The sequence below is a fragment of the Mycobacterium sp. pUA109 genome (assembly GCF_041287095.1).
GTDB lineage: Bacteria > Actinomycetota > Actinomycetes > Mycobacteriales > Mycobacteriaceae > Mycobacterium.
On sequence record NZ_JBGGKS010000014.1, the window covers coordinates 138,114 to 157,555 of the forward strand.

General features: G+C 69.4%; 18 protein-coding genes. 9 read left to right on the top strand and 9 right to left on the bottom strand.

The genetic code is table 11. From position 1 onward, the window contains the following. The first annotated feature begins 78 nt into the window (after positions 1-78). The 5 genes from ACAG26_RS17235 to ACAG26_RS17255 are packed head-to-tail and all read left to right on the top strand — an operon-like array spanning position 79 to position 4,249. Positions 79-606, top strand: coding sequence for a DUF4242 domain-containing protein (locus ACAG26_RS17235; protein WP_370484279.1), 528 nt, complete (start codon positions 79-81; stop codon positions 604-606). Beyond that, positions 603-1,625 (top strand): acyl-CoA dehydrogenase, encoded by a 1,023-nt coding sequence (locus ACAG26_RS17240; RefSeq protein WP_370484281.1) that lies wholly within the window; start codon positions 603-605, stop codon positions 1,623-1,625. Before ACAG26_RS17235 ends, ACAG26_RS17240 begins: the two co-directional genes overlap by 4 nt. Beyond that, positions 1,601-2,323 carry an ABC transporter ATP-binding protein gene (locus ACAG26_RS17245; RefSeq protein WP_370484283.1) on the top strand — a complete coding sequence of 241 codons (723 nt, stop codon included), beginning with the start codon at positions 1,601-1,603 and terminating at the stop codon, positions 2,321-2,323. The genes ACAG26_RS17240 and ACAG26_RS17245 overlap by 25 nt, the downstream gene beginning before the upstream one ends. After that, the gene (locus ACAG26_RS17250) at positions 2,320-3,492 is read left to right on the top strand and encodes an ABC transporter substrate-binding protein (RefSeq protein ID WP_370484285.1); all 1,173 of its coding nucleotides are present in this window, start codon (positions 2,320-2,322) and stop codon (positions 3,490-3,492) included. Before ACAG26_RS17245 ends, ACAG26_RS17250 begins: the two co-directional genes overlap by 4 nt. Continuing rightward, a complete protein-coding gene (locus tag ACAG26_RS17255) occupies positions 3,479-4,249 on the top strand; it encodes an ABC transporter permease (RefSeq protein ID WP_370484286.1) in 771 nt (256 codons plus the stop codon). The genes ACAG26_RS17250 and ACAG26_RS17255 overlap by 14 nt, the downstream gene beginning before the upstream one ends. A 7-nt stretch (positions 4,250-4,256) precedes the next feature. Here the strand turns inward: ACAG26_RS17255 and ACAG26_RS17260 are convergent, their stop codons facing one another. Then, entirely contained in the window at positions 4,257-5,330 is a 1,074-nt protein-coding gene (locus ACAG26_RS17260) for a helix-turn-helix transcriptional regulator (RefSeq protein WP_370484287.1), read from the bottom strand. 322 nt (positions 5,331-5,652) lie between these two features. On the opposite strand from ACAG26_RS17260, the gene ACAG26_RS17265 reads away from it, so the two are divergent. The 3 genes from ACAG26_RS17265 to ACAG26_RS17275 are packed head-to-tail and all read left to right on the top strand — an operon-like array spanning position 5,653 to position 9,234. Further along, positions 5,653-7,041, top strand: coding sequence for an FAD-dependent oxidoreductase (locus ACAG26_RS17265; protein WP_370484288.1), 1,389 nt, complete (start codon positions 5,653-5,655; stop codon positions 7,039-7,041). Continuing rightward, positions 7,038-8,423 carry a cytochrome P450 gene (locus tag ACAG26_RS17270; RefSeq protein ID WP_370484289.1) on the top strand — a complete coding sequence of 462 codons (1,386 nt, stop codon included), beginning with the start codon at positions 7,038-7,040 and terminating at the stop codon, positions 8,421-8,423. The genes ACAG26_RS17265 and ACAG26_RS17270 overlap by 4 nt, the downstream gene beginning before the upstream one ends. Further along, a complete protein-coding gene (locus ACAG26_RS17275) occupies positions 8,416-9,234 on the top strand; it encodes an alpha/beta hydrolase (RefSeq protein WP_370484290.1) in 819 nt (272 codons plus the stop codon). Before ACAG26_RS17270 ends, ACAG26_RS17275 begins: the two co-directional genes overlap by 8 nt. A 36-nt stretch (positions 9,235-9,270) precedes the next feature. On the opposite strand, the gene ACAG26_RS17280 is transcribed toward ACAG26_RS17275, so the two are convergent. From ACAG26_RS17280 to ACAG26_RS17305, 6 genes are all read right to left on the bottom strand, one after another. Next, positions 9,271-10,041 carry a methyltransferase domain-containing protein gene (locus ACAG26_RS17280; protein WP_370484291.1) on the bottom strand — a complete coding sequence of 257 codons (771 nt, stop codon included), beginning with the start codon at positions 10,039-10,041 and terminating at the stop codon, positions 9,271-9,273. A 14-nt stretch (positions 10,042-10,055) separates the two neighbouring features. Further along, entirely contained in the window at positions 10,056-10,601 is a 546-nt protein-coding gene (locus tag ACAG26_RS17285; protein ID WP_370484292.1) for a GNAT family N-acetyltransferase, read from the bottom strand. A gap of 10 nt (positions 10,602-10,611) precedes the next feature. Further along, the gene (locus tag ACAG26_RS17290) at positions 10,612-11,508 is read right to left on the bottom strand and encodes a 5-oxoprolinase/urea amidolyase family protein (RefSeq protein ID WP_370484293.1); all 897 of its coding nucleotides are present in this window, start codon (positions 11,506-11,508) and stop codon (positions 10,612-10,614) included. A 20-nt stretch (positions 11,509-11,528) separates the two neighbouring features. Next, the gene (locus ACAG26_RS17295) at positions 11,529-12,179 is read right to left on the bottom strand and encodes an allophanate hydrolase subunit 1 (RefSeq protein WP_370484294.1); all 651 of its coding nucleotides are present in this window, start codon (positions 12,177-12,179) and stop codon (positions 11,529-11,531) included. Between the two features lie 89 nt (positions 12,180-12,268). Next, the gene (locus ACAG26_RS17300; RefSeq protein ID WP_370484295.1) at positions 12,269-13,240 is read right to left on the bottom strand and encodes an ABC transporter substrate-binding protein; all 972 of its coding nucleotides are present in this window, start codon (positions 13,238-13,240) and stop codon (positions 12,269-12,271) included. Between the two features lie 132 nt (positions 13,241-13,372). Then, positions 13,373-14,620 carry a DNA polymerase domain-containing protein gene (locus tag ACAG26_RS17305; RefSeq protein ID WP_370484296.1) on the bottom strand — a complete coding sequence of 416 codons (1,248 nt, stop codon included), beginning with the start codon at positions 14,618-14,620 and terminating at the stop codon, positions 13,373-13,375. Between the two features lie 57 nt (positions 14,621-14,677). Between ACAG26_RS17305 and fadD2 the strand changes: the two genes are divergently transcribed. Continuing rightward, the gene (gene fadD2, locus ACAG26_RS17310) at positions 14,678-16,348 is read left to right on the top strand and encodes a long-chain-fatty-acid--CoA ligase FadD2 (protein ID WP_370484297.1); all 1,671 of its coding nucleotides are present in this window, start codon (positions 14,678-14,680) and stop codon (positions 16,346-16,348) included. Positions 16,349-16,548: 200 nt separating this feature from the next. Here fadD2 and ACAG26_RS17315 read toward each other — a convergent pair whose 3' ends face one another. Continuing rightward, entirely contained in the window at positions 16,549-17,055 is a 507-nt protein-coding gene (locus tag ACAG26_RS17315) for a DinB family protein (protein ID WP_370484298.1), read from the bottom strand. Between the two features lie 130 nt (positions 17,056-17,185). Continuing rightward, positions 17,186-19,384, bottom strand: a complete 2,199-nt coding sequence (locus ACAG26_RS17320; protein ID WP_370484299.1) for an acyl-CoA dehydrogenase — start codon at positions 19,382-19,384, stop codon at positions 17,186-17,188. Positions 19,385-19,442 lie beyond the last annotated feature (58 nt).

Consider the following 19,442-nt stretch of genomic DNA (forward strand, 5'->3'; position numbering starts at 1 on the left):
CGTAGACAGAGTGGTCTGTCTGTGCCAGCGTCCGAGTCGAGTCCGAGTGGATGGCACGTGGAAGAAAGCGAGTTGAGGATGGTCCTGTACCTGTATGAAGTGGTGCCCGCCGACGCCGGCCGCGACGCTACCGAGCGGTTGCTCAAAGAAGTCGACACCCAAATCGGCGCCGCTGGGGGGGATCTGATTGAGGCGCAGGTCACCGCCGGACACGGCCGGGTCTTCGTTATCGCCGAGTACGACGACGCCGCGCCGCCACTGGATCCGGCTACCGCCGGCGCTGACCAGGTCGCTGGGCCCGACCCGGTCCGGCTGGTCGGTCCGGCGCTGCAGGCGGTGAAGGCGGCCCGACCGACCGCCGGCTACCTGGTGGAGTGGGATCTGCCGGCCGACCTGGATATGGACACCTATCTGGCCCGCAAGGCCGCGAAGGCGCCGAAGTACGCCGACGTGCCCGAGGTCAACTTCCTGCGCACCTACGTCCGGGAAGACATGGCCAAGTGCCTGTGCTTTTACGACGCCCCCGATCACGATGCGGTGCTGCGCGCCCGCGACGCGGTGCAGACCCCGGTGGACCGCCTGCACGGCCTGGAAGACCTGCCGTGACCGCCGCCGCCGTGTCCGAACTGCGCGGCGCGGTCGACGCGGTGGCCGACCGCGCCGCGGCCTTGGACGCGGGCAGCACCGACGTGCGCGCCGACATCGCCACGCTGGGACAGCGCGGACTGCTGGACTTGGGTGTGGACCAGATGGCCCGGGTCATCGAGGAGGTGTCCGCGGTCAGCCTGTCCGCCGGGTTTTCCGCCTGGGCCCAGCGGATGACTATCGAATACCTGCAACTGGCTCCGCCTGTGCTGCGCGACCGGCACCTGGCCGATCTGCTGGCTGGCACCCGGGTGGGCGTCACCGCTATGGCCGCCGGGCTGCGGCAGGTGGCCGGGCTGGGTGCCGTGCCGCTGACCGCCGAGCGGGCCGACGGCGGCCTGTCCATCAGCGGTCCGATCCGCTGGGCGTCCAACGTGTTTCCCGACTCGCTGATCGTGTTGCCGGTACGGGCGGACGACGACCAAAGCTACGTCGCCGCCGTGACCGCCGATGCGCCGGGCATCACGATCAACCCGTCGCCACCGCTGATGGCGTTGACCGGAACCGCGTCGACCTCGCTCACCCTGCACCGGGTGCGGGTGCGACCCGACGACCTGATCAGCACCGACCTGACCGGATTCGTGCACCGGATCCGGCCGACGTTTCTGCTGCTGCAGACCGCGTTTTGCCTCGGGGTCGGTGGCGCGGCACTCGGCGCCGCCCAGGCGACGTCGACCGGCATCGACCGACACTTCCACGCCGAGGCCGAGCGGTTGCGCACCGCGCATCGAACCTTGGGTGAGCAACTGTATGCCGCGGCCCGCGCCCCACACCGGACCGCACTGCCCGAATTGATCCGGCTGCGGCTCGACGCGTCCACCACCGCGGTCAATGCCACCCGGCTGGAATCGACGCTGTGCGGCGGCGCCGGCTACGTGCTGGGCACCGCTGCCAACCGGCGATTCCGCGAGGCCGCCTTTTTGCCGGTCCAATCACCTTCGGAGGGACAGCTGCGGTGGGAACTGGCACAGTACGAATAACCGCTGGACACAAGAGCTTTCACCGGGACACCCCGGTACTGGCCGGTGTCGACTTGGCCATCGACGAGGGCGAATTCCTGGCCGTGCTCGGCCGCAGCGGCAGCGGCAAGTCCACCCTGTTGCGGGTGATCGCCGGGTTGGAGGAGCTCAGCGCCGGGACCATCGAATGGGGCGCCGACGGGACCGCATCCCGCCCACAGACCGGCGTGGTGTTTCAGCAGCCGCTGCTGATGCCGTGGCTGACGGTGCGGGAAAACGTCGGTTTCGCCGGGCGGTTGACCGCGCACCGGGCCGCGTTCGAGCCGGACTACGCCGACGAGCTGATCCGCCGGTTCGCGCTGGAGCCGGTCGCCGACCGTTACCCCGACGAACTGTCCGGCGGCCAGGCGCAACGGGCGGCGGTGATTCGCGCGATCGCGGTCCGGCCGCGGCTGCTGTTGCTCGACGAGCCGTTTAGCGCGCTGGATCCGGTCACCCGCGCCGACCTGCAGGGTTGGCTGGGTGCGCTGGCCGCCGAACTGGGCATCACCGTCGTGCTGGTCACCCACGACGTCGACGAAGCCCTGCTGCTGGCCGACCGGGTGCTGCTGCTGGGGCCCGATGGGCGGATCCGACGGGAATGGCGTCCCGCAACCAGCGCGGCGAAAGATACGCTGCGGCAAGATATTCTGGATCACTACCGTCCGGCCGACCAATGAGCGTCGCCGTCTCCCGCCGCACCCTGCTGACCGGCGCGGTCGGGTTGGCCGCGGCCGGCGGCCTGGCCGGCGTCGCCGACCTGGTGCACGCCGCCAGCACCGACCGCACCAACACCAGCGGGCGGTTGCGCATCGGCTACCTGCCGATCACCGACGCGGCACCACTGCTGATCGCGCACGCGGCTGGCATCTACCCGCCCGACGTGGTCAGCGCCGCCAAACCGGTGCTGTTCCGCAGCTGGGCCTCGCTGGCCGAAGCGTTCGTCACCCGCCAGGTCGACGCCGTGCACATGCTGATGCCGACCGCTATCCAGCTGCGCTCCGTGCTGGGATCCCGGGTGCGGATCCTGGCCTGGAACCACACCAACGGGTCGGCGTTGACCGTCGCCCCGCACATCGGCGACCTCGACCAACTCGCCGGCGCTCAAGTGGCCATCCCGTTCTGGTGGTCGATCCACAACATCATCCTGCAGCAGCTGCTGCGGTCGCACGGGCTCAAACCCGTCGTGCGCCAAGGTGCCTCGCGGGCGGCCCGCACCGTGGAACTCGTGGTGATGAGCCCCTCGGACATGGTTCCGGCGCTGGCCAATCGCTCAATCGCCGGGTACGTGGTGGCCGACCCGTTCAACGCGATGGCGCAGCTGCGGCACATCGGGCGCATCCACACCTTCCTCGGTGATGTCTGGCGCGACCACGCCTGCTGCGTGGTGCTGGCCCACGCCGACCTGCTTGAACACCGACCGCGGGCCGCGCAGGGCCTCGTCGACGCGATCGTCGGCGCCCAGCACCGCATCAACGCCGACCGCGCGGCGGCGGCAACGACGCTGGCCCACGGCTATCTGCCGCAGCCGGCGCCGGCCATTCACATGGCGCTGAGCTATCCGGCGCAGCCCGGGCTGACCCATCCGGGCTGGCGGCCGCAACAGCTCGGGTTTCAGCCCTTCCCGTTTCCGAGCTTCACCCGCCGACTGGTCGAGGCGATGGGCGACACCGTCGTCGACGGCGACCGGCGCTTTCTCGACCGGCTCGACGTCGACCGGGTGCACGCCGGCTTGGTCGATGACAGCTTCGTCCGGTCGGCGCTGACCGCGCACGGCGGTCCCGCCGCGTTCGGTCTGCCCGCCGACCTCACCCGAATTGAACAGGTGGACTGCGATGACCGTGCGTGATACCGCGGCCCCCGCGCTGCGGCGGTGGGGCCCGCCGACGGCGGCCATCGCCGCGGCAATCATGTTGTGGTGGTTGGCCACCAGCGTGCTGGCACCGGCGCAATCTTTGCTGCGGCACGCCGCTCCGGGGCAGGTTGCCGCCGCGCTGACCGAACTGTTCGGCCGGGGCGTGCTGCTGCCCGACATCGCGGTGAGCGTGTGGCGGCTGATCGCCGGACTGCTGGTGGCCGCGGTCATCGGGATTCCGTTGGGGTTGCTGCTGGGCTTGAGCGACCCCGCCGAGCGGGCCGCCCGCCCGGTCATCCAGTTCCTGCGGATGATCTCGCCGCTGTCGTGGGCGCCGATCTCGGTGGCGCTGTTCGGGATCGGCGACGAGCCGGTGATCTTCCTGATCGCCGCGGCCGCGGTGTGGCCGGTGTTGATCAACACCGCGGCCGGAGTCCACGCCGTTGACCCCGGCCATCTGCAGGTAGCGCGGTCGTTTCACGCCACCCGGGCCGAGCTGTTGACCGCGGTGGTGCTGCCGGCGATCCGCGGGCACCTGCAAACCGGTCTGCGGGTGGCGTTGGGTATCGCCTGGGTGGTGTTGGTGCCCGCCGAAATGCTGGGTGTGCGTTCGGGTCTGGGCTATCAGATCCTCAACGCGCGTGACCAGCTGGCCTACGGGCAGGTCGTCGCGGTGATCGTGGTGATCGGTGTACTCGGCTACGGCCTGGATCTGCTCACCCGGCGGCTGTTGGGCGCGGGCCGGGCTTAGGGCCGCGTCACCGACACACCGGGCGCAGGGCCAGCAGCACCCGGACCAGTTCGGCTTGGCGGTGGGTGTTGGTCTTGTCGAAGATGTGCTGCAGATGGGTCTTGACCGTCGCCTGGGACAGCGACAGCTGGTCGCCGATGTGCTGGAGGCCGTGGCCGTGCAGCACCAGCAACGCGATGTCGGCCTCGCTGGAGGTGAGTCCGTACACCCGGCGCAGCAGGGCTGCGGGAGGTTCGGGCTGGTCTTCGGGATCGACGACGACGAGCATGGCGCCGTGCGGCGACGAATCCAGCGGCAGCACGTCGATGAGGTAGGGGCGCAGCTCGCAGCGTCGAGGACAGGCGAATGACGTGCCGCACCGCTCGGTGCTGTCGGCCGCCAGCGCGGCATGGATGCCGTGCTGAAGCTCGGCGTCGACGCCCGGCGCTACCGCTTCGAGGTGCCCGGCGCGAATCCGCACCCCATCGGCTGACCGCAGCATCCGGTCGGCGGCGGCGTTGGTGTACACCACCCGAGATCCGGCGGCGACGATGACGACGCCGTGGCGCAGCGCCTGCGCGGCCTCGTGCAGGCCGTTGCTGCGGTGATGCAGATCTTTCAGGTGCGCCTCGGTGCGCAGCGCTTGCTGCAGGTGCGGGACCAGGGCGCTGACCAGCTTTACGAATGGCTCCGGGCGGCGCGGCCCCGCGACCAGGAAGGAAGTTGGTGCCGAACCGTCGGTGACCCGCACAAACAATCCGTCCTGCATTTGGTGGGGTCGCAGCCAGTCCGCGTGGAACTCCGACCGGCTGTGCAACGCCGTCAGCGAACGGCCGCCCCGGATCAAACCGACGGGGCTGGTTTCGACGGCCTCGAGCACGTAGTCGACCTGGTGGTAGTACGCGTCGTAGGAGGTTCGGGCCTCCGCCAGGATGCTGCCGCTTTTGACCGACCGGTTTTTCCCGTCCGCCACCACCAATGCGCATGCCTTCGCGTCGAGGGTGCGCCGGACGTCGTCAACCACCGCGGTCCAGTTGTCCGGGGTGACGGCCGAGCTGTGGATGGCCGAAACGATGCGGGAGAACTCATCGACGGTGATCATGGCTGGTCTCCGGTGCGGACAGCGATGGCCATAGTTCAACCGTTCGGATGAGGCGCCGACGGATCGGGCGTGGTTGGTTGGTGACGTGGACCCCGTTTCGCCAGGTCGGATTCTGCATGGGACACCTCAGTTGTCACTGGTGGCACTCAAGCAAGTCTCCGGCCTGGCGAAACGGGCTGCCTAGAGTAGTCGACCACTCGATTTCATTCCCGCCGGACAGGGTCGGTCGCAAACCCCAAATTTCAACCGTTCGGATGAGGCAGCACCGAGGCGGGCCTGATTGATTGATCACGAGGCCAGCAACCGACGTTAGGGGTGCACCATGACGAAACGCGGCGATCACGCGGTGGTGTTGGGCGCCAGCATGGCCGGCCTGCTGGCCACGCGGGTACTGGCCGACTTCTATAACCGGGTCACGGTGGTCGAACGCGACACCCTGCCCACCGAGCCGGTAAACCGCCGCGGCGTGCCGCAGGGCCGGATGATCCACGCCCTGCTCTCGCGCGGCAGCGAAATTCTCGACGACTTGTTCCCCGGATTCACGGGCGAACTGGCCGCCGGCGGCGTGCCGATCTGGAACGACGGCGACTTTTCCAGGATGTGCATATCGGTTGGCGGACACCATGCGGTGCGATTCGGCACGTCGGCGAACGCACCGTCGGTCTTCTTCCCGAGTCGACCGATGCTCGAATGCACTGTGCGGCAGCGGGTGCGGGGTATCGCGAACGTGACGATTCTGGCCAGCCATGACGCCACCGACTTGACGGCCACCCCACGCCGGGACCGGGTCACCGGTGTCGTGGTGGTGGACCGCGACAGCGGCCGCGAAGCACCCCTGACCGCCGACCTCGTCGTCGACGCCACCGGCCGCGGATCGCGGGCGCCGATCTTCCTGGAAAACCTGGGCTATGGGCGCCCGTCCGAGGACGAGCTGATGGTGCATCTGGCCTACGCCTGCCAGCAGCTGCGCATCGCGCCGGGCGCCGTCAAGGAACACCTTATTGGGATCTTCCCTGCGCCGGGCCAGCCCAAGATGTTCGGCCTTGTTGAGAACGAAAACGACACCTGGATGTTCGCGGTCGGTGCGATGGCTGGGGCTAAGCCCCCGCGGGAACGCGCCGAGATGATCGAGTTTGTCGGGGATTTCGCACCCGTGCATGCGCTGGACGCGATCCGGGCCGGCGAGCCATTGGGCGACGTCTGTCACTACCACGTCCCGTCCAATCGCTGGCGCCGCTACGACGAAATGTCGAGGTTCCCCAAGGGGTTCCTTGTCACCGGTGACGCGATCTGCAGCTTCAACCCGATCTACGGGCAGGGCATGACCGTCGCCGCGATCGAGGCACTGGCGTTGCGGGACTGTTTGGCCCGCGGCGACTGGGACCTGCCCCGGCGGTTTTTCCGTGCTGCTGCCAAGCCGATCACGGTAGCCTGGAAGACAGCGGTCGGCTCGGATCTGGCGCTGCCCGAAATCGCCGGACACCGGCCGCTATCGATGCGGATCAGCAACGCCTACCTGAACTGGGTGCTGAACGCCTGCGAAACCGATCCCGACGTCGCTGCCCAGTTCGTGCGGATCACCGGGATGGTCGACCCGCCTTCGCGGCTGCTGCGCCCCCGATTCGTGGTCCACGTTGCCAAGGCTCAGCCTCGCGGCAGAACGTCTTCTGCGGTGCACACCGCCGCGCCGCGCGAAAGCCTGCACCAATGATTACGGCGTCCACCGCGACGGCAGTGAAAGATGATGTCGCCGCGCTGCCGCTGGCACCGAAAAACCCGCTGCCGCACCGGCAGCAGGTTCGCGCCCTGCGTGCCTTTCACACGGGATGTGAAGCCCTGCGTGACGCCGGCGGCCCGGTGACTCGCCTCATCTTGGCGCCGAAATGGTTGATGCCGCCGGTGGTGGTGGTCACCTCGCCACAGGGCGCCCATGACGTGCTCGGTCGCGGTGGGGCGCTGGTCGATAGGACGCGCGTTCACGAGGAAATGCGCCACCTCATGGGACCCAACCTCTTTGATCTGCCGCACGAGCCCTGGCTGCCGCGCCGACGCACCCTGCAACCGCTTTTCACCAAGCAGCACGTCCGCGAATTTGGTGGAGACATGGCGCAGGCCGCCGAGATGGTCGTCGGCGGCTGGGGCGACGGTGCGGTGGTGGACCTCGACACCGAGTGTCGCCGGCTGACACTGCGCGCGTTGGGGCGGTCGGTGCTCGGTCTCAACCTGGACGTGCACGCCGAGTCCATCGCCGCACCGCTGCGCGTCGCACTGGAATTCGTCGCGGACCGGGGGAACGCGCCGGTACACGCCCCGCGCTGGCTGCCCACCCCGGCGCGGCGCCGGGCACGTGGCGCCAGCGCGACCCTGCGCCGGCTCGCCGAGGACATCCTGCGGTCCTGCCGCGCCGACCCGGCCCGGAACGCGCCGCTGGTGCAGTCGCTGATCGCCGCCACCGATCCCGCCACCGGCGCCGCTTTGACCGATGATGAAATCTGCGACGAGCTCGTCACCTTCATGCTGGCCGGTCATGACACCACCGCGACCACGGTGACCTATGCGGTGTGGGCGCTCGGCAACAACACCGCGCTCCAGGACGAGGTGGCCGCCGAGGTCGCCGAAATCGGGAGGCGGGAACTCACCCCCGACGATGTGCCCCGGTTGCCCCGCACCGTCCAGGTGCTGCACGAGGCCCTTCGGCTGTGTCCTCCCGGCGCCGTCACCGGCCGAACCGCGGTGCAGGACATTGCGGTCGACGGCTACCGCGTCGAGGCCGGCTCTATCGTGATCGTGGGGATCTACGCCCTGCATCGCGACCCGGCGCTGTGGGATCGTCCGCTGGTCTTTGACCCGGATCGGTTCAGCCCGGACAACTCCAAAGCCCGCGACCGCTGGCAGTACCTCCCATTCGGTGCCGGACCCCGCTCCTGCATCGGCGACCACTTCGCCATGCTGGAGGCCACCTTGGCCCTGGCCACCATCGTGCGGGGCCATGAAATTCACTCGCTGAGCGACGAATTCCCGATGGCGGTGCCGTTCACCACGGTCGCGGACGCGCCGATTTACGCCCGGGTGACGGAGCGGATCGATGCTTGAGCAGTCGCCGACGACGGCCGCGGTCCAACTCGAGGTGATCGACAAGGGTACTTGCACACTCACCCATCCGATTCCGCTGCTGTTCGTGCACGGCTCCTGGCACGGCGCCTGGTGCTGGGACGACCACTTCCTGGACTTCTTCGCCGGCAACGGTTACCGCGCGCTGGCCGTCAGCCTGCGCGGTCACGGGGAGAGCCCGCTGCCCGGGCGACTGCGATCCTGTTCGTGCACCGACTATGTCAACGATGTCCGCGCGGTCGCCGAGAGCCTGCCCGCTCATCCCGTGCTGATCGGCCACTCGATGGGCGGTTATGTGGTGCAGAAGTATCTGGAATCGCGCGCGGCGCCCGCGGGTGTGCTGCTGGGGTCCATGTCGACGCGGGGTATACAGCGCCTGATGCTGCGACTGGCCACGCGGCATCCGTGGCTGGTCGCGCGATCGCTGATTGCGGGCAAATCGGTGGCCTGCGTCAACACGCCCGCGCGTGCGCGTGAGTTGCTTTTCTCAGCGGGCGTCCCCGGCGCCGACGTGGTGCGGCACGTGGCACGGCTGCGGGAAGAAAGCCAACGGGTGCTGCTGGACGGGATGGTATTCAACGTGTCCAGACCCGCGCGGGTCGCCACGCCACTGCTGGTGCTCGGTGGCGAACACGACCGCTGCTTTACCCCCAAGGATGTGAATGCCCTGGCGTGCTCCTACCGCACCGAAGCCGAGATCTTCCCCGCGATGGGCCACGACATGATGCTTGAGCCCGGCTGGGAGGCGGTCGCCGAGCGCATCCACGCCTGGCTCGGCAGCCGCGGCCTGTAATCGATAGCCGCCAGTGCAGGCTCGACGCCGAACGAGTCAGCCCACTCGGCTGGCGTGTGCGACGGTGAACGGCAGATGCACCCGCTCGTCGGCGAGCAGCGGGGCGATGGTCTTGAACCGCTCCGCCAATTCCCGCATCCGCGCAACCCGCTCCTCGCCGATCTGCTGGCGCACCGCCTCGGGCAGCTGGTCGGCGTCGCCGAGAAAGCCCGCCGTGTTGGCCAGATACGTGGTGGGGCCCAGGAAGTCGATGTGCCAGCCGGCACCGGTCAAGGTGTCGCGGATGTTGGTCTCGGGCACCGCCCCCATCGGGGCGATGACCCCGTTGACGTTGCCGCCGGAAAAGCAGTACAGGTGCCAGCGGGCGCCGGGACGGGTGGCGCGGTGCAAGCCGGCGGCGTAGGCGCGGCGGCCGTCGTCGTCGAGACAGTGATACAGCGCGCTGTCCACCACGGTGTCGAACCGCCCGTCGTAGCCGGTCAGGTTGGTGGCGTCGGCGACGGCGAACGTCACCGTGACACCGGCTTCGGCGGCCCGGGTGCGGCACCGGTCGATCGCCGCCGGGGAACCGTCCAGCCCGGTCACCGAATACCCGCGGGAGGCCAGGAAGATCGCGTTGTCGCCGAGCCCGCAACCGATGTCGAGGACTTCGCCCGCGATGCCGCCGAGCGCCTCCAGCTCCATCAGCCGCGGCTGCGCCTGCCCGACATCCCACGGAATGCCGGCGGGTTTGGGCAAGCCGTCGAAGGTCGGCTCGCCGCGGTAGAGGCGGTCGAACCGTTCCGGGTCGGGGGCCGGGGCGCTCACCTGCCCCACGCTACCTACCAGACGTCGCCGTCGCGCCAATCGCAGGTCAGCTCCGCCGTCGGGTCCAGTTGGACCTGCACCGGCAGCACGAACACGCTGCCGTCGTCGTCGGGAGTGCGGGTGGTTCCGGTGGGGGCGAGCACCGACGTGGGCCCCCGCCACGGCAGCCAGCCGCGCGAGGTGTACAGCCGCCGGCCAATGTCCGACGAGCTCAGCGCGCCGATTTGGTAGGCGCCGCGGATCACCTGCTCGCAGGCATCCAGGACCGCGGTGGCCAGCCCTTGACCGCGCCAGTCCTCCCGCACCGCAACGGCTTCCACGTAGCCGCAGCGCAGCGGTGCGCCGCGGTAGAGCAGCTGCCGTTGCACCACCGCACCGTGGGCGATCAGCGCGCCGTGATGCCAGATGAGGGCATGCATGCCGCCCAGCGCGTGCTGCCAGTCGGCGTCGCTGAACTCGCCGTCATAGGCGTCAACGACCATCTGGTGGGCGCCGTGCCGGGTCTCCTGGTCGAGGTCGGCGGTGTGGACGAGCCGGGCGGTGTGAACCTGGGTCTGCACACCCTTTGGTCTACCAGGCCGGCCGCCCGGACGGGAGGGACCGGGGCCGCGACCAGTGCAGCCGCACGTACTGACCAGGCCGGATCTGGGCGAGTTTGTCGACATCGTCCTCGGTCACCACCCCCACCACCGGGTAGCCGCCGGTGACCGGGTGGTCGGGTCCCAGGATCACCGGTAACCCGTTGGGCGGCACCTGGATCGCACCGCGCATGGCGCCCTCGCTGGGCAGTTGCCGGTCCGGCCAGCGGTGCCGCAGCGGACGGCCCTCCAGGCGCATCCCGACCCGGTCGCTGTGGTCGGTGACCATCCAGATGCTGTGCACCAGGGCGTCGGGGTCCTCGAGCCAGTCGTCCCGCGGTCCGGGCACCACCTGCAGCTCCAGCAGACCGCCCTCGTCGATGGCGGCCACCGGGGCCTGCTCGACTTCCGGGTAGTCGTCGGTGTGTTCGCCCACCGGCAGCACGTCGCCGGCCTGCAGCGGCAACGGGCCGATCGCCGCCATCACGTCGTAGCTGCGGGACCCCAGCACCGGGGTCACGTCGACGCCGCCGCGCACCCCCACATAGGTGCGCAACCCGGCGTACGGCGCGCCCAGTTCGATCACCTGACCGTCACGGACATGCTGGATGCTGTTGGAGCCGAAGGCAACTCCGTTGACGGTCGGGTCGGTGTCGGCGCCGGTCACCGCAATGTCGACGTCGCCGCCGCGGACCCGCGCGGCGAACCCGCCGAACATCACCTCGATGGTGGCCCGGTCGTCGGGGTTGGCCACCAGCCGGTTGGCCAACGTGTGCGAGCGTCGGTCGGCGGCCCCGGATCGGGTGACCCCGAGATGGGCCTGCCCGTCCCGGCCCAGATCCTGGACGAGGGCCAGCGGGCCGGTGCGCAGGATTTCCAGCGTGGTCATGGTTCGTCTCCTCCCCGCGGCTACACGGCCCGGAATTGGACCCACAGGCCCGGCGTCAGCAGCGCCGGCTGCGGTCGGTCGATGTCCCACAGCACCGCGTCGGTGTGCCCGATCAGCTGCCACCCGCCGGGGGACCGGCGCGGGTAGATCCCGCTGAATTCGCCGGCCAGCCCCACCGCACCGGCCGGCACCGCGGTCCGCGGCTCGGAGCGGCGCGGGATCATCAGCCGCGGGTCGCCGCCGACCAGGTAGGCGAAGCCCGGCGCGAAACCGCCGAACCCCACCCGCCACGGGGTGGCGGTGTGCGCGTTGATCACCTGGGCGATGGTCAACCCGGTGTAGTCGGCGACCTCGGCCAGGTCGGCCCCGTCGTAGACGACGTCGATCACCACATCGATGCGGTCACCGGGCGGGGCGGTCGGCACGGCCTCCGGGTGGACCTGCAGTTTCCGCAGCCGTTGCCGGATGGCGGTTTGGTAGCGGGCGCTGTCGAGTTTGACCAGCACGGTGCGGGAGGCGGGGACGATGTCGACCACGCCGGGTAGCGCCGCCTCGCGCAGCGCGGCCGTCCAGGCCAGCACCTCGGCGGTGTTGTCGAACTGTAGGAGCAGTGCCCGGTCACCGTAGTCCAAAACGGTGTCAGTCACCATGAGATCCGTTGCCACACTCATGCATCGAAGTTACCGCCGAGTAGCCACCGCGGCCAGAAGTTTTCGAGCACTGCCAGAGCCGCCTTAGCAAACGCTCATACGCCGGTCGTCTACCCCAGGATCTTGGCCAGCAGCGGCGGCAACTGATCGGCCACCAGCGGGTAGCTCAGCGGCGAGCCGAACGCGATCGCCCCGGCCTGCTCCTTGCTGGTGAAAATGCTGCGGTCCTGGACCGCCGCGATATCCGGATCGGCGAGCAGGGCGGTTTTGTCGTCGTCGCTGTCGGTGGTGAAGATCAGTACCTCGGCGGCGCCCAGCACACCCTTGAGTTGATCGCGCGGGATGGCGGCCCGCTGCCCGGCAGCGAACTGCTTGACGCTGTCGGCGACCACCAGGCCCATCTGGGTCAAAAACGTGGTGCTCCAGCCCGTCACCGCCACCACGGTGTCGCCCTGGAGCTGGCCCTGCAGCAGCAGCACCTTCTTGTCTTTAAAGGCGGGGTGCGCGCCGGCGACATCGGTGAAGTGCTTGTCGACACCGTCGACCAGTGCTTTCATCTGATCGGCCTGGAACACCGCCTGACCGATCGCGGCGGCCTGATCCTTCCACGGCTCGAAGAAGGCGTCGCCGTCGGATTGCGGGACGGTCGGGGCGATCGCGGTCAGCTTCGCATAGGTGTCGGCGTCCACCCCGGCGTTGGCCGCCACGATCAGATCCGGCTTCAGCCCGGCGATCTTGTCGAGTTGAATTCCGTTGTCCAGGTTCAGCACAACCGGTTTGGCGGCACCGAGCTTGGGCTGCGCCCACGGCCACACCGCGAACGGCTGATCGCCGAACCAGTCGGTCACCGCGATCGGCACCACCCCCAGCGCCAGCAGGTAGTCCTGCCCGGTGTAGCCGGCGCTGACCACCCGTTTGGGCGGCGCGGGCACCGTGGTCTCGCCGAACATGTGCGGGATGGTCACCGGCGCGCCGCCATCCGACGCCTTCTCGGCCGGCTTCTCCGACGAGCAGGCCGCCGCCGTCAGCAGCCCGGCGGCGCCGGCGGCCCCGAAGAACTCGCGTCGACTCAACTGCCGCATCGCGTGAGACTAACCGTTTTGGTGGCGCGACCGTCGGCGATCGGATACCCGACCACCCCGCGAGTGGGAATCTCACGACGCGACACGCCGGCGACGCGTCGTGAGTTTCCCGCTCGTCGGTGGGGAACCCGGTTACGGATGCGGGCGCTGATGACCGGTATAGCCGTCCCACGGGCTGTAGTCGGCGATCAGCTCCTCCTGCGGGGGGCGTTGCGCGGCCGGCACATGCTGCAGGTTGATCCGGATCCGGTACCAAATCGAGCTGGGTCCGCGCATCCCGTCGACCAGGACGTCGGGCGGCTCCAGCCGCGCGGCCACCGCCGGGTAGCGGTCCCGCCAGGTGTCCAACGCGGTCATCGCCTCCTCGCGGGTCTTGGTGCGCGCGATCTCGATCAGCGGCATCGGCGAGGCGCGTCGCCCGTCCACGCTCTTGCGGGCACCCTTGGGGGCCTTTTCGGCCGGGCCCAGCTCCTCGGCGCGGGCCAGCAACTGCTCCAGACCCCCGGTGGCGTCGTCCATGCCCGACCACGGGTCACCGATCGCGGCGAACCGCTCCGGAACGGTGGCGAGGGTGAACGACGCCGGGTCGGATCCGGCGACCTCGTCCCAGTGCAGCGGCGTCGACACCCGAGCGTCCGGGGTGGCCCGCACCGAATACGCCGACGCCACCGTGCGGTCCTTTGCGTTCTGGTTGAAGTCGACAAAGACCCCCTGACGTTCCTCCTTCCACCAGCGGCTGGTGGCCAGTTCCGGAGCCCGCCGCTCCACTTCCCGGGCCACCGTCTGCGCGGCCAACCGCACCTGGGCAAACGGCCAGCGCGGGCTGATCGGGGCGTACAGGTGGAAACCACGCGACCCCGACGTCTTGGGCCACGCGGTCAGCCCGTGATCCTCCAGTACCTCGCGGGCCACCAACGCCACCTGGACGATCTGGGCCCAGCCGACGCCCGGCATCGGATCCAGGTCGACCCGCAGCTCGTCGGGATGGTCCAGGTCGTCGGCGCGCACCGGATGCGGATTGAGGTCCACACATCCCAAATTGATCGCCCACGCCAGCCCGGCGGCGTCACCGATGACGGCCTCGGCGGCCGAGGTGCCCGACGCGTAGCGCAGCTCGGCGACCGCCACCCAGTCCGGTCGGTTGGCCGGGGCCCGCTTCTGAAAGATCGCCTCGGCATCGATGCCCTTGACGAAGCGTTTCAGGATCATCGGTCGGCCCGCGACCCCGCGCAGCGCGCCGTCGGCCACGGCCAGGTAGTAGCGGATCAAGTCCAGCTTGGTGATGCCGGGGTGGCCGTCCCGGGCGGGGAACACCACCTTGTCCGGATTGGTGACGACAACCTGGTGCTCACCCACGTCCAGCGCCCGGCGAGCAGCCATGGGTTCGATGGTAGGTTTCGGCGCCGCGCTGCGACACGCGTCACATATTGTGAACCCATGCTCAACCTCATTGACCTGCCCGGGCAGGTCGCGGCCAAACTTCAGCAGTACGCCGAGCGCGGCTCGGCCGAACTGCACTACTTGCGCAAAGTCGTGGAATCCGGCGCGTTGAAGCTGGAGTCTCCGCAGGTGCTCGCGACTGCGGTCGCCGACGGGGTGCGGTGGGGGGAGCTGGGCATGATCCCCGCCCTCAACGCGCGACGCACCCCCAACGGCACGGCGGTCATCGACGACGAGGGCACGCTGACCTTCAAAGAACTCGACGACGCCGCCAACGCGGTGGCCAACCGGTTGCTGGCGATGGGGGTGCGCGGCGGTGACGGGGTCGCGATCCTGGCCCGCAACCACCGCTGGTTTTTGATCGCCAACTACGGCTGCGCCCGGGTCGGCGCCCGGATGATCATGCTCAACAGTGAGTTTTCCGGCCCGCAGATCAAGGACGTCTCCGAGCGGGAGAACGCCAAGGTCATCATCTACGACGACGAGTACACCGCCGCCGTCGCGGCGGCCAACCCGCCGCTGGGCAAGCTGCGGGCGCTGGGGGTCAACCCGGACAGCGAGCAGCCGTCGGGCAGCACCGACGAGACGCTGGCCGAGGTGGTGGCCCGCGGCAGCGCCGCGCCGCCGCCCAAGGTGACCAAGCACGCGTCGATCATCATCTTGACGTCGGGCACCACCGGCACCCCCAAGGGCGCCAACCGGGCCACCCCGGCCACCCTGGCCCCGGTCGGCGGCATCCTGTCGCACGTGCCGTTCAAGGCCGGGGAGGTGACGTCGCTGCCGTCGCCGATGTTCCACGCGCTGGGGTATCTGCACGCCACCTTGGCGATGTTCTTCGGGTCGACGCTGGTGCTGCGGCGCCGGTTCAAGCCGGCCACCGTGCTGGCGGACCTGGACAAGCACAAGGTGACCGCGATGGTCGTCGTCCCGGTGATGCTGTCGAGGCTCCTGGACCAGCTGGAGAAGACCGACCCCCGGCCGGACCTGTCGGCGCTGCGGATCGTGTTCGTGTCCGGCTCGCAACTGGGCGGCGAGCTGGCCAGCCGGGCGATGAAGGATCTCGGGCCGGTCATCTACAACATGTACGGGTCCACCGAGGTGGCGTTCGCGACGATCGCGCGGCCGCAGGATCTGCAGCACGACCCGTCCACCGTCGGGCCGGTGGTCAAAGGCGTGAAGGTCAAGATCCTCGACGAGAACGGCCACGAGTTGCCGCAGGGCCAGGTGGGGCGGATCTTCGTCGGCAACTTCTTCCCGTTCGAGGGCTACACCGGCGGCGGCGGCAAGCAGATCATCGACGGGCTGCTGTCGTCGGGGGACGTCGGGTACTTCGACGAGCACGGGCTGCTCTACGTGTCCGGCCGCGACGACGAGATGATCGTCTCCGGCGGCGAGAACGTGTTCCCCGCCGAGGTCGAGGACCTGATCAGCGGGCATCCCGACGTGGTGGAGGCCACCGCGCTCGGTGTCGAGGACTCCGAGTGGGGGGCGCGGCTGCGCGCGTTCGTGGTCAAGAAGGCCGATTCGAGTGTCGACGAGGACGCGATCAAGCTCTACGTGAAAGAGCACCTGGCCCGCTACAAGGTGCCCCGCGAGGTGATCTTCCTCGACGAGCTGCCGCGTAACCCCACCGGCAAGATCCTCAAGCGCGAGCTGCGGGAGTTGTAATTCTGCCGCGAGCGCACCTTCTGCCGCGAGCGTGCGCGTCCCCGGCCGACACGCCGAGGTTTTCTCCGTTTCTGCGCACGCTCGCGTCGGCGGGCCGACAGGCGGGCCGACAGCCGGTCCGGTGAAATTGTTTCTAGGGCTGTGCTTTTTGGCCTAGCAACGACCATGGCCGCAATCTCACCGTGTCCAGCGCAGCTGGCTCACCCGTCGAATCCGGTTGCGCCGTCGAGTTGTTCGCGCAGGATGTCCAGTTGCCCGCTGTGCCGGGCGGTCTCCTCGATCATGTGCACGTAGATCCAGCGCAGCGACACCTGGCCGAACCGGCGGTGCGGCACGGTGTGCTCCAGCGGGTAGCGCGCGGCGATCAGGCGGGACTGCGCGCACTGCTGCCGATATTCGGCGACGAACGTAGCGAGTGACTCCTCGGGAGCGACCTCGAATTCCCACTCCCGCTCGTGCAGGCGACGGTTGTCGTCGACCCGCTCCTGCAGCAGCTGGTCGAACCAGCCGTACTCCGCCCAGCGCAGGTGCTTGACCAACCCGCCCACCGTCGTCGCCGAGGTCACCAGCCGACGGCGGGCGTCGGCGTCGGCGAGGCCGGACACCTTGCGCACCACGATGTCTCGATAGTCGTCCAGGAACGACTCCAGCGTCTCGCGCTCGCCGGCATCCGTTCGGTCGCGACGATTGGGTGGGGCTTCGGTCATGACGGCGAACCTAGCACCGACCCCGGCGAGGCCGCGACGGGTTTTCCGGCTGGCCGCGAGCGTGCGCAGAAACGGTGAAACCGCCGGCGTGGCGGCCGGGGACACGCACGCTCGCGGGGAACTCAACCCCCTACGGGTCGCGGGGGAGGCCGAGCAGGCGCTCGGCGATGATGTTGAGCTGCACCTCCGAGGTGCCGCCGTAGATGGTGGTGGCCCGGCTGGCCAGCAGGTAATCGGCCCACTTGCCGGGCAGCTGCTCGGCGTCCCCGATCGCGGCCTCGCCGCCGAGCGAGGACACCGCGAACTCCGCGTAGCCCTGCCCGGTGCGCATCGACAGCAGCTTGGAGATCGCCGCCGCGGGCATCGCGTCGCCGCCGGCCAGCGTCAGCAGCGTGGACCGCAAGTTGAGCACCTTGGCGGCGTGGCCTTCGGCGATCAACTGCCCGGCCCGGTGCTGCCCGCTCTGGTCGAACTGGCCGTCACGCACGAACCCGACGAACTCGTCGAGGTTGGCCAAAAACGGTGCCTCGCTGCTGCCGATCGACACCCGCTCGTTGGTCAGCGTGTTGCGGCTGACCTCCCAGCCGCGGTTCACCTCGCCGAGCACCATCGAATCGGGCACGAACACGTCGTCGATGAACACCGTGTTGAACATCGCGCCGCCGGTGAGTTCCCGCAGCGGCTTGACCGTCACGCCGTCGGCCTTCATGTCCAGCAGGAAGTAGGTGATGCCATTGTGTTTCGGTGCACTGGGGTCGGTGCGGGCCAACAGCGCGCCCCACTCGGAGAACTGGGCGGCGGTGGTCCAGATCTTCTGCCCGGTGATCCGCCAGCCGCCGTCGACCTTGGTGGCCTTGGTGGTCAGGCTGGCCAGATCCGACCCGGCGCCCGGCTCGGAAAACAGCTGGCACCAGATCATCTCGCCGCGGAAGGTGGGCGGCAGGAACCGCTGCTGCTGCTCGTCGGTGCCGTAGGCGACGATCGACGGGATGATCCATGCCGCGATCCCCATCTGCGGCCGTCGCACCCGCCCGGCGGTGAACTCCTGGGCGATGATGATCTGTTCGACGGGGCTGGCCGCGCGGCCCCACGGCTTGGGCAGGTGCGGCTGCACCCACCCGGCCTCGGCGATCGCCGCGTTGCGTTCGGCGCGCGGGATCGCCTTGAGCGCGGCCACCTCGTCGCGGATCTCGGCGCGCAGCTTCTCGGTGTCGGGGTCCAAATCGATGTCCACCCGGCGCATCCCGGTGCTGGTCGCGGTGTCGACCACCCGCTGCGGGTACTCCGCGTGCCGACCGAACGAGGCGGCCAGGATCAGCGCCCGGCGGTAGTAGATGTTGGTGTCGTGCTCCCAGGTGAAGCCGATGCCGCCGTGCACCTGGATACAGTCCTGGGCGCAGCGCTGCGCGGCCGCCGGTGCCAGCGTCGCCGCCACCGCGGCGGCGAATTCCATCGCGGAATCACCCAGGTCCCAGTTGTTTTCGCGGGCCTCGTCGATCGCACGGGCGGCGTCCCACACCGCCGCGGTGGCCCGTTCGGTGTCGGCGATCATCTCGGCGCACTTGTGCTTGACGGCCTGGAACTGGCCGATCGGTCGGCCGAACTGTTCCCGGATCTTGGCGTATGCGGCGGCGGTGTCGGTGGCCCACCGCGCGACGCCGATGGCCTCGGCGGCCAGCAGCGTGGTGATCAGCGCGTGCCCCACCGGCTGGCGCAGGTTGCTCAGCACGACGTCGTCGCCGACCTCGACGGCGTTGGCGCGCACATGCGCGATCGGGCGCAGCGGGTCGACGCTTTTGACCGGCTCGATCTCCAGCTGGTCGGCGCGCAGCACCAGCCACTCCTCGCCGCTGTCGATCGCCACCGGCAACACCAGCACCGAGGCCTGCGCCGCCGCGGGCACCGCCCGCACCTCGCCGCGGATCACCAGCCCGGTGCCGTGCCGGGTGGCGGTCAGCCCCGACTCCAGGGCGTAGGCGCCGATCGCCGCGCCGGACGCCAGCTCGACCAACACCTTGGCGTCGGGGTCGTGCGCGGCGATCAGCGCGCTGGCGATCGCCGACGGCACAAACGGTCCGGGCACCGCGCCGTAGCCGAACTCGGCCAGCACCACCGCCAACTCCAGGATGCCAAAGCCTTGCCCACCAACGGATTCGGCCAGGTGCACGCCCGGTAGGCCTTGGTCGGCGGCCGCCTGCCAGTACGGCGGCGGATTCTCGATCGGGGTTTCCAGCGCCGCGTGCAGGACCTCCGACGGCGCGACCCGCGCCACCAGGGACCGCACCGAGTCGGCCAGGTCTTGATGTTCGGAGGTGATCGCAATGGGCATCGGCTTGCCTTCCCCTTTGAAGTTCGTGCCAGTACCTAATAACCGGTGGGTTGGGGGC

Coding starts and splice junctions, on each gene's coding strand:
- ACAG26_RS17235 (WP_370484279.1), top strand. CDS start 79: ATGGTCCTGTACCTGTATGAAGTGGTGCCCGCCGACGCCGGCCGCGAC.
- ACAG26_RS17250 (WP_370484285.1), top strand. CDS start 2,320: ATGAGCGTCGCCGTCTCCCGCCGCACCCTGCTGACCGGCGCGGTCGGG.
- ACAG26_RS17255 (WP_370484286.1), top strand. CDS start 3,479: ATGACCGTGCGTGATACCGCGGCCCCCGCGCTGCGGCGGTGGGGCCCG.
- ACAG26_RS17260 (WP_370484287.1), bottom strand. CDS start 5,330: ATGATCACCGTCGATGAGTTCTCCCGCATCGTTTCGGCCATCCACAGC.
- ACAG26_RS17265 (WP_370484288.1), top strand. CDS start 5,653: ATGACGAAACGCGGCGATCACGCGGTGGTGTTGGGCGCCAGCATGGCC.
- ACAG26_RS17270 (WP_370484289.1), top strand. CDS start 7,038: ATGATTACGGCGTCCACCGCGACGGCAGTGAAAGATGATGTCGCCGCG.
- ACAG26_RS17275 (WP_370484290.1), top strand. CDS start 8,416: ATGCTTGAGCAGTCGCCGACGACGGCCGCGGTCCAACTCGAGGTGATC.
- ACAG26_RS17290 (WP_370484293.1), bottom strand. CDS start 11,508: ATGACCACGCTGGAAATCCTGCGCACCGGCCCGCTGGCCCTCGTCCAG.
- ACAG26_RS17295 (WP_370484294.1), bottom strand. CDS start 12,179: ATGAGTGTGGCAACGGATCTCATGGTGACTGACACCGTTTTGGACTAC.
- ACAG26_RS17300 (WP_370484295.1), bottom strand. CDS start 13,240: ATGCGGCAGTTGAGTCGACGCGAGTTCTTCGGGGCCGCCGGCGCCGCC.
- ACAG26_RS17305 (WP_370484296.1), bottom strand. CDS start 14,620: ATGGCTGCTCGCCGGGCGCTGGACGTGGGTGAGCACCAGGTTGTCGTC.
- fadD2 (WP_370484297.1), top strand. CDS start 14,678: ATGCTCAACCTCATTGACCTGCCCGGGCAGGTCGCGGCCAAACTTCAG.
- ACAG26_RS17315 (WP_370484298.1), bottom strand. CDS start 17,055: ATGACCGAAGCCCCACCCAATCGTCGCGACCGAACGGATGCCGGCGAG.
- ACAG26_RS17320 (WP_370484299.1), bottom strand. CDS start 19,384: ATGCCCATTGCGATCACCTCCGAACATCAAGACCTGGCCGACTCGGTG.